This window comes from Flavobacterium sp. MEB061 (assembly GCF_000834715.1).
GTDB lineage: Bacteria > Bacteroidota > Bacteroidia > Flavobacteriales > Flavobacteriaceae > Flavobacterium > Flavobacterium pectinovorum.
Genome location: NZ_JXQR01000057.1, coordinates 121,662 through 139,287, shown reverse-complemented (window position 1 = coordinate 139,287; position 17,626 = coordinate 121,662). Strand labels below are relative to the sequence as shown.

Annotated in this window: 12 protein-coding genes; 11 read left to right on the top strand and 1 reads right to left on the bottom strand. The window is 33.5% G+C overall.

The window, feature by feature from the left end; translation table 11 throughout:
* The 5 genes from uxaC to RT99_RS20100 form a co-directional block, all read left to right on the top strand.
* Window positions 1-1,122: glucuronate isomerase (uxaC, locus tag RT99_RS20120; protein ID WP_042566547.1), on the top strand; the 1,122-nt coding region annotated here is incomplete at its 5' end.
* Window positions 1,123-1,265: 143 nt separating this feature from the next.
* A complete protein-coding gene (locus RT99_RS20115; protein ID WP_042566536.1) occupies window positions 1,266-2,288 on the top strand; it encodes a sugar kinase in 1,023 nt (340 codons plus the stop codon).
* Between the two features lie 11 nt (window positions 2,289-2,299).
* Window positions 2,300-2,971, top strand: coding sequence for a bifunctional 4-hydroxy-2-oxoglutarate aldolase/2-dehydro-3-deoxy-phosphogluconate aldolase (locus tag RT99_RS20110; protein WP_042566535.1), 672 nt, complete (start codon window positions 2,300-2,302; stop codon window positions 2,969-2,971).
* A 217-nt stretch (window positions 2,972-3,188) separates the two neighbouring features.
* Window positions 3,189-4,631, top strand: coding sequence for a tagaturonate reductase (locus tag RT99_RS20105; RefSeq protein ID WP_042566534.1), 1,443 nt, complete (start codon window positions 3,189-3,191; stop codon window positions 4,629-4,631).
* A gap of 33 nt (window positions 4,632-4,664) precedes the next feature.
* The gene (locus RT99_RS20100) at window positions 4,665-6,281 is read left to right on the top strand and encodes a UxaA family hydrolase (protein ID WP_042566533.1); all 1,617 of its coding nucleotides are present in this window, start codon (window positions 4,665-4,667) and stop codon (window positions 6,279-6,281) included.
* A 188-nt stretch (window positions 6,282-6,469) separates the two neighbouring features.
* On the opposite strand, the gene RT99_RS20095 is transcribed toward RT99_RS20100, so the two are convergent.
* On the bottom strand, window positions 6,470-7,498 hold the full coding sequence (locus RT99_RS20095) for a LacI family DNA-binding transcriptional regulator (RefSeq protein WP_042566532.1): 1,029 nt from the start codon (window positions 7,496-7,498) through the stop codon (window positions 6,470-6,472).
* Between the two features lie 289 nt (window positions 7,499-7,787).
* On the opposite strand from RT99_RS20095, the gene RT99_RS20090 reads away from it, so the two are divergent.
* The 6 genes from RT99_RS20090 (at window position 7,788) to RT99_RS20065 (ending at window position 17,612) form a co-directional block, all read left to right on the top strand.
* On the top strand, window positions 7,788-9,230 hold the full coding sequence (locus RT99_RS20090; RefSeq protein WP_042566531.1) for a glycoside hydrolase family 28 protein: 1,443 nt from the start codon (window positions 7,788-7,790) through the stop codon (window positions 9,228-9,230).
* Window positions 9,231-9,266: 36 nt separating this feature from the next.
* Complete coding sequence (locus RT99_RS20085; RefSeq protein WP_042566530.1) at window positions 9,267-12,398, top strand: TonB-dependent receptor; 3,132 nt, start codon at window positions 9,267-9,269, stop codon at window positions 12,396-12,398.
* Window positions 12,399-12,409: 11 nt separating this feature from the next.
* Complete coding sequence (locus RT99_RS20080) at window positions 12,410-14,086, top strand: RagB/SusD family nutrient uptake outer membrane protein (protein ID WP_042566529.1); 1,677 nt, start codon at window positions 12,410-12,412, stop codon at window positions 14,084-14,086.
* 101 nt (window positions 14,087-14,187) lie between these two features.
* Window positions 14,188-15,123: an alpha/beta hydrolase gene (locus RT99_RS20075; protein ID WP_042566546.1), complete on the top strand. Its 936-nt coding sequence runs from the start codon at window positions 14,188-14,190 to the stop codon at window positions 15,121-15,123.
* Window positions 15,124-15,136: 13 nt separating this feature from the next.
* A complete protein-coding gene (locus RT99_RS20070) occupies window positions 15,137-16,378 on the top strand; it encodes a glycoside hydrolase family 105 protein (RefSeq protein WP_042566528.1) in 1,242 nt (413 codons plus the stop codon).
* 19 nt (window positions 16,379-16,397) lie between these two features.
* Window positions 16,398-17,612, top strand: a complete 1,215-nt coding sequence (locus RT99_RS20065; protein ID WP_042566527.1) for a glycoside hydrolase family 105 protein — start codon at window positions 16,398-16,400, stop codon at window positions 17,610-17,612.
* Window positions 17,613-17,626: the final 14 nt, after the last annotated feature.

Genomic DNA, 17,626 nt, shown 5'->3' with positions numbered 1-17,626 from the left:
CTCTACACGATGCGTAATCCTTTGTACCACTGGACACACTTAGAATTGGCTCGTTATTTTGATATTTATGATTTACTGAATGAAAAATCAGCAGAGAAAATTTATATCGAAACTTCAGAAAAAATAAATTCCCAGGCATACAGCACACAAAACCTGCTTAAAAAAATAAACGCTGAATTGGTTTGTACTACAGAAGATCCAATTGATACGTTAGAGTTTCACCAGAAACTGGCTAAAAACCCAATTGGAACAAAAATGAGTACGGCATTCAGACCTGATAAAGCTATCCTTATTTCAAATGATGGCTATAACGCATATCTGGATACGTTGGGGGACGTATCCGGAATTGCGATTAATACTTACGCAGACTTACAAAGCGCATTGAGAAAAAGAATCGAATTCTTTAACCAAAATGGCTGTAAATTAAGCGATCACGGTTTAGATCAGATTTATTTTGAAAACTTTACAGAAAGCGAAATAAATTCAATTTTCAAAAAGAAAAGAGAAAACCAAACGATAACTCCAGAAGAAGCTTTGAAATTCCAAAGTGCTATTTTATTGTTTTTATCTGAAACTTATCACGAATTTGGCTGGGTTCAGCAATTTCACTTAGGCGCTTTAAGAAACAATAATGCACGCATGCACAGAATTTTAGGACCTGATACAGGCTGGGATTCTATTGGAGATTATCCACAGGCACAAAAACTGTCTTCGTTTTTAAATACATTAGACAGTAAAGATAAATTGACAAAAACTATTATTTATAACCTAAATCCGGCTGATAACGAAGTTATGGCTACGATGATTGGAAATTTCAACGACGGAAGTGTTAGAGGAAAAGTTCAGTTTGGTTCAGGATGGTGGTTTTTAGATCAGAAAGACGGAATGACAAAACAATTAAATGCCCTTTCAAACATGGGATTAATTAGCTGTTTTGTTGGAATGCTTACAGATTCAAGAAGCTTTTTATCTTTCCCAAGACATGAATATTTCAGACGTATTTTATGTAATCTTTTAGGAGATGAAATCCAAAGAGGAGAACTTCCTGCAGATATGGAATGGATTGGAAAACTGGTTGCTGATATTTCATACAACAACGCAAAAGAATATTTCAAATTTTAATTGAGAATATAGAGAATAGAATAAAGAAGCAAGAAGAAAGAGTTTATACTATACGTGTTAAGTTTGATTAATCTCAAAACTTTATTTTCTTAATCTCTTAATGGTGAAAAAAAATCTTTTTACTGGTAAAACAATAAAATAATATGAGTAAAATAGTTGCATTCGGTGAAATTATGTTACGTCTTTCGACAGAGCGACACCTGCGTTTTGCACAATCTACAGCATTTGGAGCTACTTATGGTGGCGGTGAGTTTAATGTTTGTGTGTCTTTGGCAAATTATGGCTTAAATGCTGAGTTTGTAACAAGATTGCCTGAAAACGAAATTGGCGGATCTGCATTGAGAGAAATACGAAAAATGAACGTAGAATCTAAAAATATAATTTTTGGAGGAGAACGTTTAGGAATCTATTTTCTTGAAACAGGAGCTGGCACAAGAGGAAGTAATGTAGTATATGATCGTGCACATAGCTCGATGGCAACTATTGAAAAAGGATTGGTTGACTGGGAAAAAGTATTGGAAGGTGCTACCTGGTTTCACTGGAGCGGTATTACGCCTGCAATTTCTCAAAGTGCTGCCGAGGCTTGTTTAGAAGCTATTAAAGTGGCTCACAAAATGGGAATCATGATTTCATGTGACTTAAATTACAGATCAAAATTGTGGCAATATGGCAAAGCGCCAAGCGATGTTATGCCGGAAATGTTACAGTATAGTAATGTTATTTTGGGTGATATAGATACGGCATATTTTATGTTGGGAATTCCGAAAGTAAACCCAAATTATCAGGATGAAAAATCGCTTCCGGTTTTATATACGAAGTTATTTGATTTGATTCCGAATTTAAAAACCGTTGCTACAACATTACGTTATTCTGTAAGTGCATCGCATCAAAGAATTGGCGGAGTTTTATTTGACGGAAAAGCCATTTACCACGCTGCTGTAAAAGAAGTAACTCCGGTTGTGGACAGGGTAGGAAGTGGAGATGCCTTTATGGGCGGATTGATTTACGGATTGTTACAATATCAAAATAATAATCAAAAAGCTTTGGATTTTGCGGTGGCAGCTTGTTGCTTAAAACACACCATTGCCGGCGATTACAATTTGGTTACATTAAAAGAAGTTGAAAACATGCTTGGTGGTGATTCTGCGGGATTAGTATCAAGATAAATAATATAGAAATGGCAAAATATTCAAGAATTGAAGTAGCTCAGCAAATGAAAGATAACGGAATGGTTCCGCTATTTTTTCATTCGGATATTGAAATCAGTAAAAAAGTACTAAAAGCCTGTTATGACGGTGGTTCTCGTTTAATGGAATTTACCAGCAGAGGTGATTTTGCCCACGAAGTTTTTGGGGCTTTAAATAAATATGCTTTGGCAGAATTACCGGGAATGATTCTGGGAGTTGGTTCTGTTACAGATGCTGCTTCGGCATCGTTATACATGAGTTTGGGTGCAAATTTTATTGTAACTCCGGTTTTTAGAGAAGATATTGCAATTGCCTGTAATCGTCGTAAAGTTTTGTGGTCGCCAGGTTGCGGAACACTTACTGAGATTGCAAGAGCCGAAGAATTAGGCTGCGAAATTGTAAAATTATTCCCTGCGGATATTTATGGACCAGAGTTTATTAAAGCGATAAAAGGACCTTGCCCGTGGACGAATATTATGCCAACAGGAGGTGTTTATCCAACGGTTGAAAGTTTGTCTTCCTGGTTAAATGCAGGAGCAACTTGTGTTGGATTGGGTTCGCAATTGATTTCGAAAGATATATTAGATAACAATGATTATGACGGACTGAAAACAAAAGTGAGTCAGGTTCTTGAGATCATCAAAAATATTAAAAATAAATAAGGAGTAATCATACCGATTCCTTATTTGAATTGCAGTTTTTTTTAGATTTTAACGTTTTGTAATTGAGCATTACGCTTGCTAAATACAGCTTGTCACTCCTCACAGCAAATTGTATTTTACTCTTACAAGTGTAATGTTTCTTTTACAATTAAAAAAACTTCTTATAAAAGCAATAAGGTATTTATCGTGGTTATTTATAACACTTTAAGAATTTAAAATGAAACAGTTAAACAGAAAAAATACAGGATTAGAAAAATTAAATCCAATTAAGGTTGTTCAGTTTGGAGAAGGTAATTTTTTAAGAGCTTTTGTTGATTACGCTTTTCACAAACTAAATAAAGAAGTTGATTTTAATGCTGGTATTGCAATGGTTCAGCCTTTGAAAGACGGTATGGTGCACCTGATTAATGATCAGGACGGTCTTTATACTTTGTTTATGAACGGAATTAAAAAGGGCGAAAAAATACAAGATATTGAGTTAATCACTAATATTGTAAAAGCAATAAATCCGTATACCGAATTTGCAGATTATTTAGCTTTAGCGAAAGAAGAGGAACTTCAGTTTATTGTTTCAAATACTACTGAAGCCGGTATTGAATTCATTGAAAGTGATACTCCGGATATGAAGCCACCAGTTTCATTTCCTGCAAAGCTGACTGTTTTATTGTATGAAAGATTCAAACATTTCAATGGAGATGCTTCTAAAGCAGTAACGATCATTCCTTGTGAATTGATTGATTATAACTCAGAAACGCTGAAAAAATATATTTTGCAATATGTTGATTTATGGAAATTAGAGGATGCATTTAAAACTTGGGTATCAGATGCTTGTACGTATCACAGTACTTTGGTTGACAGAATTGTTCCTGGATATCCAAGAGCTGAAATTGAAGAATACAATAATAAATTAGATTATCAGGACAATTTAATTGTTGCCGCAGAACCTTTCTTTCTTTGGGCTATTGAAGGTGGTGAGGATTTAAAAGCAAAATTGCCTTTTCATAAAACGAATTTGAATGTAAAAATCGTTGATGATATACGTCCTTTTAAAATGATTAAAGTTCGTATTTTAAACGGTGCGCACACGGCAATGGTTCCTTTTTCACTTTTGTATGGTAACAAATTAGTGATGGAAACTGTTAACGGAGATTTTACCGGAAAATTTGTAGACGGCGTTATTGGTGAAATTAGTGAAACGCTTGATATGGACAAAAATGAAATTACGGCTTATTCTGAGGAAGTAATGGACCGATTTAAAAATCCATTTATCAAACATGCATTGGCTGATATTGCATTAAATTCGATTTCGAAATTCAAAGTAAGAGTTTTGCCTAGTTTATTAGGATATTATAATGCTAACAAAAAATTGCCTGTTAATTTGACTTTTTCATTAGCGAGTTTAATCCAATTCTATAAAGGAACATGGAATAACGAAACATTGCCTGTAAAAGATTCTCCAGAAATAGTTGAAGCATTTAAAAATGCATGGCAATTAGGATCTGCAGATTTAGTTGTTGCTAAAATATTAGCTAACACAGAATTCTGGGGTGAAGATTTAACTAAAATCAATGGTTTACCTGAAGCTTTAGTATTGGCCTTAAATGAGATTGAAGAAAACGGAATAGAAAAAGGATTTGCTAATTTTAGCAAACAATATTAATTAGATTACAAGTACTTTTAAAAAATAACAATCATGCAAAAGAAATTAATAAAAGTAAACCCTTCAGATAATGTAGCAGTAGCATTAGTGAATTTGGTTGCTGGTGAAGTAATCAACTTTGAGGGACAAGATATTACAATTGTATCTGATGTGAAAATGAAACATAAAATCGCCATGCATACTTTTGAAGTAGGTGAGCGTATTATTATGTATGGTGTTTTGGTTGGAAAAGCAAGTGCCAGAATTGAAAAAGGAGGTTTACTTTCTACAGAAAATGTAAAACATGAAAGTGATAAAGTAACAGGTAAAACCGAAACGATTGGATGGAATTCTCCAAATATTGACAAATGGAAAGATAGAACGTGGCAGGGCTATCATAGAGAAGATGGTCAGGTTGGAACTGAGAATGTTTGGTTGTTTTTCCCGTTAGTTTTTTGTGAAAACAGAAATATCGAAATCCTAAAAGATATTTTCGAAAAGGAATTAATGAAACCTAAAGAAAACGATTATCAGTTGCTGCTTCGTTCTTTGGTAAAAACAGAAACAGGCGGAACAGGTAATGAAGCAGCTTCTAACGATGCTAATTTATTCAATAACATTGAAGTAAAATTTATCACGCATCAGGGTGGTTGTGGAGGAATTCGTCAGGATTCGCATAGTCTGGCTAAATTATTGGCCGGATATGTAAATAATCCAAACGTTGCCGGAGCTACAGTTTTGAGTTTAGGATGTCAGAATCTTCAAATTCAAATTTTTAAAGATGCGTTGGATGCTATTAATCCAAACAGTAAAAAACCAGTTTTGATTTACGATCAACAACAAATTGGTACAATTGAAACCATGTTGAGTAGTGTTGTAAAAGATACTTTTGAAGCTATTAAAATAGCTAACGATATAAAAAGAGAGCCAGCGCCATTATCTAAATTAAGAATTGGTTTGGAATGTGGTGGTTCTGACGGATTCTCGGGAATTTCTGCTAATCCAACATTGGGAGTGTTATCAGATCATTTAGTTGCTTTAGGAGGAACTACAATTCTTTCTGAATTCCCTGAACTTTGTGGAGTAGAGCAGGAATTGGTAAACCGTTGTGTAGATGATAAGGATGGAAAACGTTTCTTAGACTTAATGCAATGGTACGAAAAAACAGTTGTAGATGCAGGTTCAGGATTTGACATGAACCCATCTCCGGGTAACATCAAAGACGGTTTGATTACAGATGCAATGAAATCTGCTGGTGCTGCTAAAAAAGGAGGGACTTCACCAATTACAGGTGTTTTCGATTATGGAGAATATATTAATGAACCAGGCTTTACATTGTTATGTACTCCTGGAAACGATGTGGAATGTACAACTGCTATGGTAGGTTCAGGAGCAAATATGGTGTTGTTTACAACAGGTTTAGGAACTCCAACAGGAAACCCGATTGCACCGGTTGTAAAAATTTCATCTAATACAGAATTAGCTAAAAAAATGTCAGACATTATTGATATTGACACCGGAGGAATTATCACAGGTGAAAAATCAATTGATGAAATGGCAGACGAAATGCTTGAATTTATTATTGATGTAGCCAGCGGTACTGTTAAAACCAAAGCTGCAATCTTAAATCAAAACGACTTTATTCCTTGGAAAAGAGGAGTTTCACTTTAATAGAAGTTAACTATATAAAAAAAGCTCACTAAATAGTGAGCTTTTTTGTTTTTTTACCATTAAGATATTAAGAAAATTAAGCTTTGGGCTTATCAGAACTTAAATTTTCACTATTAAGCGATAAGCTTTGAACTTAATGAAACTTAATATCTTAATGGTGAAAATAATAATAGGCAATAGTCTATATGTTATGATGTTGTTCTTGAAGAAGATTTACGAATGTGTAATTCTGGTGCTAAAACTACCTTTTTTTCAATTTTAATAGTCTCGGTTTTGTCTACTTGTTCAAGGAAAACGCGTGCTGACATTTTTCCCATTTCAAGTGGCGACTGATCTACAGAAGTTATCGATAATTCCATAAATTTAGTAAAAGGTTCATTACTGAAACCTGCTACACAAAACTCTTTTGGGATACTGATATTTCTCTCTTTTAATTCCTGAATAGCTCCTAAAGCTGCAAAATCACTAGAAGAAAATATAGCGTCTGGCCTGGTTTGAAGTTGTAGTAAAGTCTCAACGGCTTCTTTTCCTGCATCAACACTACTTTTAACGGAAATAACTAGTTCTTCCTTAAAAATCATTCCATTATCTAATAAGGCTTGTTTATAGCCTAAAAACCTGTTTTTGAAAATTTCAAGTGATTGATCTCCAGATAAATGAGCAATACATCTGCAGCCTTCATTAATAAGATGCTTGGTTGCCATGTAACCCCCTTTAAAGTCATTTATAGTTACAGAACTAACTCCATCAATATGTTTGCTTCTATCGAAAAAGATCAACGGAACATTTTTTTCTAATACATTATGAAAAGCGCCGTCATTTTCGTTTGTAACTGCTGTTACAGACATTAAAATACCATCTACCTGAGCGTCAATTAAAGTATATAGATTTTCATTTTCTCTTTTGGAATCTTCATGAGTTTGGCATATAATTACCTGATAACCATGAGGATGTAGCTCTTCTTCAATGCCACGAATTACCGATGCAAAAAAGTTACTATCTATACGAGGAACAATTACACCAATGTTATTGCTTCGACCACTTTTTAAAGCCAGCGCCAATTTGTTTTGCTTATAGTTCATTGAGGCTGCGGTTTTTATAACCAATTCGCGCGTACTCTCTTTTATCTTAGGGTTGTTGTTTAACGCTCTTGAAACCGTAGCTGCAGTGATATTTAGCTTTTTTGCAATATCATAGATGGTTATTTTTTCGCTCATTCAAAAAATAGTTTTTGATTAATTTACAGACAAAAATACATTTTTTTTAGATAATCCAATATAAATTGTTATCGATTACCATAATTTATATCTAAAACGTTTTCTGTTCTACAATGATAATAAATTATGTCTTTTTTTATGCAATGTGTAAATAAAATTAGTAATAAAAATTAAATATATAATTTTTTTCTAAATAAATTTGGTTCATCCATTGTAATTTTCTATTTTCGTGTAATCGATTACATGAATATTGCCTTTTAATTGAACAGAATAATAAATTACCGCGTAAATGACTACAAATAAGCTTATAACGTTTAAATCGATTGCCTTTTTTATTGTAATTATTACATTGGTTTTATCTTGTGGCAAGCAAGTTTCTGCTATTTCAGAAGCAAATCCATGGAAAAAAATGGATTTAATTGTAAAAAGCATTCCCGAAACTCACTTTTCGGACAAAACGTATAACATAAATGATTTTGGCGCTATTGCTGATGGAAAGACCTTAAATACAGCTGCTTTTGCAAAAGCAATCAAAGCTTGTACTGAAAACGGCGGCGGGAAAGTAATGGTACCAAATGGAAAGTATTTAACCGGAGCAATACATTTAGAAAGCAATGTGAATTTACATTTAGATGATCAGGCTGAAATTCTTTTTAGTACAGATCCAAAAGATTATCCAATAGTTCACACTTCCTGGGAAGGAACAGAATTAATGAATTATTCTCCTCTTATATATGCAAAAAATAAAACCAATGTTGCCATAACCGGAAAAGGTACTTTAAACGGTCAGGCTAACAGTACAAATTGGTGGGTTTGGTCTGGTGGGAAAAGTTATGGCTGGCAAAAAGGAATTCCGTCACAAAATGATCCTACAAATCGCGAGGTTTTAGTAGATATGGCTGAGAAAAATGTTCCGGTTGCAGAAAGAGTTTTTGGTGAAGGACGTTATTTACGCCCGAATTTTATCGAATTCTTTGAATGTAATACGGTTCTTGTCAAAGATATTACGGTAATAAATGCTCCTTTCTGGATTCTTCATCCTTTAAAATCAAACAATATTATTATTGATGGCGTAACGGTAAACAGCCATGGACCAAATAATGACGGCTGCGATCCTGAATATTCTCAAAACATCATTATCAAAAACTGCACTTTTAATACCGGAGATGATTGCATCGCGATCAAAGCAGGAAGAGATGCAGATGGAAGAAGAGTTGCAATACCGAGTAAAAATATTATTGTTCAAAACTGTAAAATGATTGATGGTCACGGTGGAGTTGTAATTGGCAGTGAAATTTCTGCAGGAGTAAATAATGTTTTTGTTGAAAACTGCGTAATGGACAGTCCGAATCTGGACAGGGCAATCCGCATTAAAACCAATTCAAAAAGAGGAGGAGTTATTGAAGATGTGTATGTTCGAAATCTTGAGATTGGAACCGTAAAGGAATGCGTTTTAAAATTAAACATGTTTTATAATGTATATGGCTCGCAGACTGGAAACTTTATACCAGTTATCAGAAATATATCTCTTGAAAATATTAATGTAAAAAATGGTGGTAAATATAGTGTTAGGGCAGAAGGTTATGCAGAATCACCGGTGGAAAATATTACATTAAAAAATGTTGTAATTAAAAAAGTAGATTCGATTTATCTATTAAAAAATGTAAAAAATATCAATTTTATTAATACCTATATCAATGACAAAAAAGTAGAATCAAGTAAAAACTTTTAAAAGAAAACTAACAATTTTTAACCAATAAACCAAACTATGAAGATTAAACAAATTTTAAAGAAAAACTTAAAATGCAACCTTGTATTTTTATTTTTCCTGAATTTTCTGTTGAGCTCTACTATGAACGCTCAATCGACTGTAATTGAAGGGAAAATTACAGATGCATCAGGATTATCCTTACCAGGGGTAAATATTCAGGAAAAAGGAACTAAAAACGGAACTTCGACAGATTTTGAAGGAAGTTTTAAAATGAACGTTACTAATAATAAAGCCACTCTAGTTATTAGTTATTTAGGTTTTCAAACGCAGGAAGTTAGTATTGCGGGAAAAAGCAAAGTAAATGTAAGTCTTTCAGAGCAATCTAATGCACTTAGCGAAGTTGTTGTTGTAGGATATGGATCTGTAAAAAAGACAGACCTTACAGGTTCTGTAAGTACCATAAGTGCAGCTACTATTACAGAAAGAAATACAATAAATCCTTTAGAAGCAATTCAGGGAAGTACTCCCGGGGTTCAAATTTCATCTAGTTCAGGACGTGCTGGCGACGGATTTAAAGTTGTAATTAGAGGAAATAATTCATTAGTATCTGATTCAAGTAATCCAAAAGTGGTTGGTTCAACTCCTTTATATGTTGTTGATGGTGTGCCAATGGACGGAATTGACTTTTTAAATCCACAGGATATTGCCAGAATGGACGTTTTGAAAGATGCGTCTTCGGCTGCAATTTATGGATCAAGAGGATCTAATGGGGTTATCATCGTAACAACTAAAAGCGGTACAAGTGCCAAAGCTGGTATTAGTGTCACTTTTGATACTTCATACGGAACTAAAACAGCTGCAAGATTACCGGAAATGATGTCTGGAGCAGAATGGTGGAAATTTCACCAAACAGCTTATATGAGCGCAACACCTACAACTCAGACTCCGGCACAATTGGCGGCATTAGCAGGAAATCAAAGTCCCTTATTAGTTTCAAGAGCAAATAGTGGTTATAATTTTGACTGGTATGATGCGGTACTTAAATCAGGAATGACCGAAAATAATTATTTAAATATTTCAGGGCGTTCAGAGTCTGGTTTAAGCTATAATTTAGGTTTTGGTATTCAGTCAGATAAAGGACTTATCGATAATGATTCAACAGATAAATATTCTTTTAAACTTGGCTTAAATCATAAAATCAACGATAAATTTTCTACGGGTGCAAATATTACAATAGCTCGTATCAATACACAATTAGGTAGTGATTTGGCTATGCAGGATGCTTTTAGATTAAGTCCGCTTATGTCTCCTTGGGCTATTGATGCTGCAGGAAATGAATTAGTAGGAACACAGTTTTTTCTACCTGGAAAGTTAACTTATCCTGACGGATCATGGGCTATCAATAAAACGAGTACAGTAAACCCATTAGTAGAAATTGCTAATTCATCTCAGGAAGAAAATACATGGCAGACTGTAGGAAATGTTTATTTTCAATATCAGCCAATTAAGTGGTTTTCATTCAAAACAACATTTGCTGCGGGAATTATGGATACCGAAAAAGGTGCTGCTTATGGAGCTCAATCTAATGCAGGTGTTACTTTAAATGGTAAGAATTCATCTTCTCTTGAAAATTTAAATAACTTTAATTACACTTGGGATAATCAAATTGATTTGAAACATACTTTTAATCAAGTTCACGATTTTAGTTTGCTATTATTACAAAGTTTGTATTCTAATGTAGATAAAAGTTCTTACTTATATTCTAATACACAGCCTTTTGATACAGGAACAGATAATATTGGTTCAGGAGTTCAGTCAAGTTATGTGGTAAGATCGGCTTATGCTAAAAACTCACTAAGCTCTTATGCAGTACGTTTAAACTATACTTTTAGAGATAAATATTTATTAACAGCATCAAATAGATGGGATGGTTCATCTGTATTGGCAGAAGGAGCAAAATGGGAAAGTTTTCCATCAGTTGCTTTAGGATGGAAAATTAGTAAAGAACCATTTTTAGAAAATAATGCTACAATCTCAGACTTAAAATTGAGAGCGAGTTTAGGTTATACAGGAAACGATAACGTTGCGCCATATACCTCACAAGCTTTATTAAATCAGCAAACATTTTATGCTAGTGGTAATACTGTAGTTCCGGGCTGGCAATCAGAAACTCTTGCAAATCCTTTATTAGGCTGGGAAAAAACAAGAGAGGTTAACTTAGGTCTTGATTTTGGTTTCTTAAGAAACAGAATAACAGGTAGTGTAGATGTTTACGACAGATTATCTGACGATTTGATTTACAAACAGCAATTACCGGCAGAATCTGGTTGGAAAAACACCTATTCAAACGTTGGATCTGTTAGTAATAAAGGTATCGAGGTTTTATTAACAACTAAAAATATTAAAACAAATATGGTTAGTTGGGAAACGACTTTTACATTTACTAAAAACGTAAACAAATTAGAGTCAATTTACAATCAGGATAAAGTAAGTGATATTGGAAATAATTTGATTTTAGGATCACCTCTAAATCCTAATTACAATTATGTTTATGATGGCGTATGGCAGGAAAGCGAAGCTGCTCAGGCTACTTCTTACGGAATGGCTCCTGGTCAGGCAAGACCAAAAGATTTAAACGGAGACGGTAAATTTAATCAGGATGACAGAACGGTAATTGGTAATCCAAATCCGGAATGGCAGGGAAGTTTCTATTCTCGTTTAAATGTAGGTCAGTTTGATTTCAATTTCTCAGTAATTACAAGTCAGGGACAAACGGTACTAAGTACTTTTCACCAAAATTTTGCTGACGTAAGTGATAGAGGTCGTCAAAAAATTAAAATGGATTATTTTATACCAACAAACGGTACAGGTATAGAAGCAAATGCTAATAATGAAAACCCTAGACCAGGTCCTGTTGCGACTGGTGCAGGTGCTTACTGGACATCATTATTTGGATATTACAGAGATGCATCTTATGTTAAAATTAAAAATATATCTCTAGGTTACACTTTCAATTCAGATTTACTTAAAAAATTAAAGATGAGTAATTTTAGAATTTATGTAAATGTTTTAGACCCATTTGTATTCACAGATTTTGATGGATATGATCCAGAGTGGGCTGGTTCACCTTTTGGTGTAAATCGTCCTGCATCTGTTACTACACAATTGGGACTAAGTGTTAAATTTTAATAAGATATAAAATGAAAAAAATAATATTAATTTTAGGAATAATTGTTACTGTTTTTGCTTCATGCAGTGATTATATTGAAGAAAACAGTGAATCTTTTGTACCTGCTGATGAGACTTATAAAACATCCTCAGGTTTTCAATTGCTGGTAAATTCAAACTATGCGTGGCTTAAAGGAATTTATGGTGGTAATCCGTGGTTGTTTGAATCAGGAACTGACATGTATGCAGAAGGAAGAACTCCTGAGCCAGCAGGTTTAAGTCAATATACTTTATTAATTCCTTCATCGAGTAATGTAGATGAATTGTATAATTCTTGTTATCAATTGATTCAGTCTGTAAATAAAACTATTTATTATTCTACAGTAACTGAGCAAACATCAAATTTAAATACTCTTGTTGGAGAGGCTAGATTTTTGAGAGCCAATGCTTATTTTTTATTGGTTCAGTCATACGGAGGTGTTTCAATTGCTAATGAACATGTTACCGTTCCAATATTGTCATTTGAAAGAAATACAGCTGAGGAAGTTTATACTCAAATCATTACAGATCTGGATGCTGCATTGGCAAGTGTAGGTACAGGAACTTACAGTACAACTGGCAGAGTAAATAAAAGAGCTGTAAATGATTTATTAGCTAAAGTTTACCTAACAAGAGGATACGAAACTTTTGGTAAACCAGATGATTTTGCAAAAGCAGCTGCTTATGCGGATGCTGCAATTGCAGGACAAGCGCTAAATCTGGCTTTTGACCAATTATTTAAACCAGGAAATGATTTGAATGCAGAAACTATTTTCTCTGTTCAATACGATAAAAATTCAACTAGTACAGATCCAACAAAATTAGGAAATAATCAGTTTTATTATTTTAGTTCTTATTTAGGAGGTGCTGAGACCGGAGCTCCGTTAAGAAGTTATAATTTATGTCCAACAGATTATGCTTTAGGATTATATGAAAAAGGAGATAAAAGATGGGAAGCTACTTTTATGACCGAAATTCTTGAAGAAACTACAACAGGCTCTGACGGTAAACCAAAAACAACTCTTTATTATCCTTACTACAGAAGTACAAATCCTACAGCTTTAAAAGTGAGACATTTTTATGAGCCAAAATGGTTTACTCCTGCAGACAAATTAGCTTGGGATACTGCAAATGCTTCAAGAAAAGCATCGACTTTTGTTTATCATCCTTGGGGAGAATATTCTGCAGCACACACTTTAATTAAAAATTTAGATTGTTATACTATCCCTGTTAAGAAATTTGACGATCCGGATCCAACTACACCATCAAGTACAGGTCCTGTAAGTACAAGAGATATTATTGTTTCAAGACTTGGAGAAACCTATTTAATTGCTGCTGAAGCTTATTTAAAAGCAGGAGTTCCTGCTACAGGTTTAGACCGTTTAAATGAAGTGAGAAGAAGAGCCGGTGTTGCCAATGCTACAATCGGAGAATTCAATATCGATTATATTTTAGATGAAAGAGGTAGAGAATTACTTGGAGAATACAAACGTTGGTTTGATTTGAAACGTACAGGAACTCTTGTTGCAAGAGCTTCTGCACACAATTATAAAATAAAAGCAGCAAATTTTGTTGGGGTAGACGGAGCACTTAAAATTTTAAGACCGATTCCACAAACTGCATTAGATTTAAATCAAAATAAAGATTTCCCTCAAAATCCTGGTTATTAATAATTTGATAATTTTTTTGAGATTTTAGTTTTTTGAAGAAGTTAAAAAGGAGTTTGATATTATTTCAAACTCCTTTCTTAACTGCTAAATGGATTTTTCAGATGAAAAAAAAGCTTTTTATAATATTATTGATTTCTAATACCATTTTTGCTCAAAGCAATTATAGTGTTGATACTTCATATACCGTAAAAAGTACTTATAATAAATTAATCAAAAAATATCCTTTTATCACAATTCCGCAAGAAAAGAATAATACCGATGTGGCTGAAAGTAAAGAAGTTATTTATCAGCAGCGGAAAGACAGAACATTACATTTTGATGCTTTTTATTTTAAGAAGCAAAAATCAAATCCGGCAGTAATCATGATTCATGGCGGAGGCTGGAGATCAGGAAATAAAAATCAGATGCATGATTTTGCAAAAGAAATAGCTTCAAAAGGCTATTCTTGTTTTGCCATAGAATACAGATTATCATTAGAAGCAAAATATCCGGAAGGAGTTTATGATGTAAAAAATGCAATTAAATTTATAAAAGATAATGCACGAAAATTTAATGTAGATCCAAACAAAATTGCGGTTTTAGGTTGCTCTTCGGGAGGACAAATGGCAGCTTTGATTGGTACAACAAATGAAAATTCGGGTTTTGAAGAAGCTTCTTTCAAAAGTAAATCTTCTTCAAAAGTAAATGCAATTATTGATGTAGATGGCGTTTTAGCTTTTAGGCATCCGCAATCTTCAGAAGGTGAAATGGCATCTTTTTGGCTGGGAGGTTCGTATGACGAAAAAACGGAGAACTGGAAAAATGCTTCGGCTTTAAGCCATACAGACAAAAATACACCGCCTATACTTTTCATTAACAGCAGTTTTGAAAGATTTCATGCAGGCAGAGATGATATGATTGCAATTTTAAATCAGCACAAAATTTATAGTGAAGTTAAAACAATTCAGGATTCACCACATTCATTTTGGTTTTTTGAACCTTGGTTTACAGAAACCATTACTTATACAACACAATTTTTAGACAAAATATTTAAATAACACTACAAATAAAATGAAAACAAAAATCGCAGGAACAGCTTTAGTTTTATTTGATGTTATAAACACAAATTACAAAAAAAGCATAATTGTTTTGCTACTAATCTTTGGTAGTAAAATGATGGCGCAGACTAATGAAAATAAAGCTCTTGCTGATAATCTTAAATGGTCAGAAAGAACAGCATTGACTATTCTTAACAAATATCCAAAAGCATGGCAGATCGACGGAACCGAAAAGCCAAAATGGGATTATAAAATGAGTTTGGTTTTAACTGCTTTTGAGAAATTATATCAAAAAACAAACGATAAAAAGTATTTCAATTATATAAAAGAATATGCCGATGAAATGATCGATAGTTCCGGAAATATTAAAAAATATGATCTTAAAGAATACAATATCGATTATGTAAATCCGGGAAAATTGCTGTTTAATTTATATGACGAAACAAAAGATAATCGCTATTTAAAAGTAATTCAACAATTAAGAACACAGCTTGAAACACAGCCAAGAACGGCTAGCGGAGGATTTTGGCACAAACAAATTTATCCAAACCAAATGTGGATTGATGGCTTGTATATGGCAGAACCTTTTTATACGCAATACACGGTTAAGTATGAAAATGGAAAAGCATTAGATGATGTTGCTAAACAATTTGAATTGGTTCAAAATCATTTGGTTGATAAAAAAACAGGTTTAGTATATCAGGCCTGGGATGAAAGCAAACAAATTGGCTGGGCAAATCCTGAAACCGGAACGTCGCCAACTATTTGGGGACGCGGCATAGGCTGGTACATGATGGCATTGGTAGAAACGTTAGATTATTATCCTAAAACAAATCCACATTATAAAGTTCTGGTAGGATATTTGAATCAAATTTCAAAAAATGTACTTAAATATAAAAGTGAATCCGGTTTGTGGTATCAGGTTACTGATAAGCCGGAATTGAAAGATAATTTTCTGGAATCTTCTTCTTCGGCCATGATTATTTATAGTTTGGCTAAAGGAGCTGATAAAGGATATCTAGCTTCAAACTATAAAAAGATCGCACAAAAATCATTTGATACTTTTGTAAAAGAGTTTGTTAAAAAAGGAGAAAATGGAGAAGTGGTTATTTCAAACGTTTCATCGAATGTGGGTTTAGGAGGAAAACCTTTTCGTGATGGAACAAACGAATATTATATCAAAAGTAAAACGAAAGATAATAGTTCGCCTGCCTTAGCCGCATTTTTACTAAGCGCAACTCAATTGAATAAATAATAATTTAAGCTTCTTCAACATGATAAAGAATAGAAATAAAAATTATTTGGCACTAATAATACTGACTTGTGTTTTGCTGTTTGTAAATGGTAAAATCAGTGCGCAGGAATCTTCAAAAATTATTATTTCTAAGGATTTAAAATGGTCAGAGCGAATGGCCCTTTCGATCATGAAACGTGCTCCAATTGCATGGCAGGTAGACAATAACGGAAAAACGAAATGGGATTATAAAATTGGTTTGTTAATGACCTCTTTTGAAAAACTTTATAAAAAAACAAACAATCCTGTTTATGCAGATTATATAAAAGGTTATGCCGAAACGGTTATTAATAGTTCAGGAGAAATTCTGAATTATAAACTTGAAGATTATAATATAGATAATATCAACACAGGAAAAATGCTTTTTGATTTGTATTCCAGAACAAAAGATAATCGTTATCTTACTGCTTTGCAAACTTTAAGAAAACAATTAGAGACGCATCCGAGAACCAATTCGGGTGGATTTTGGCATAAAAAAATATATCCGTACCAAATGTGGCTTGATGGTTTGTATATGGGTGCACCTTTTTACGCACAATACACCGCAACATTCGATAACGGAAAAGATTTAGACGATGTTGCCAAACAATTTGAACAAGTTCATTTACATACTATTGATAAAAAAACAGGTTTATTATTTCACGCCTGGGATGAAAGCAAACAAATGCCCTGGGCAAATAAAGAAACAGGAACTTCGCCAAACTTTTGGTCAAGATCGATAGGCTGGTACATGATGGCTTTGGTTGATGTTTTGGATTATATGCCAAAAGAGCATCCAAAAAGAAAAGAATTGATTGGATATTTAAACGAAATATCGACAGCCGTTGCAAAATATCAGGATACTTCTGGATTATGGTTTCAGGTTACGGATGCCGGAAAAAAGGAAGGAAATTATCTGGAAGCATCAGGATCTGAAATGTTTGTTTATGCTTTTGCAAAAGGAGTAAATAAAGGTTATTTGCCTGAAAAATATAAAAAACTAGCTGTAAAAGGTTTTGACGGAATTGTAAAAAATCTCATAAAAGTTGATGAAGATGGCGAGATACATATTACACAAGTCTGCGCCAGTGCAGGTTTAGGCGGAAATCCGTATCGTGATGGATCTTATGAATATTATATTAAAGAGAAAATAAAAATAGACAATTCTCACGGATTAGGGCCTTTTATTTTGGCTGCAGTTGAATTAGAAAAATAGTAGAATTTAAATAT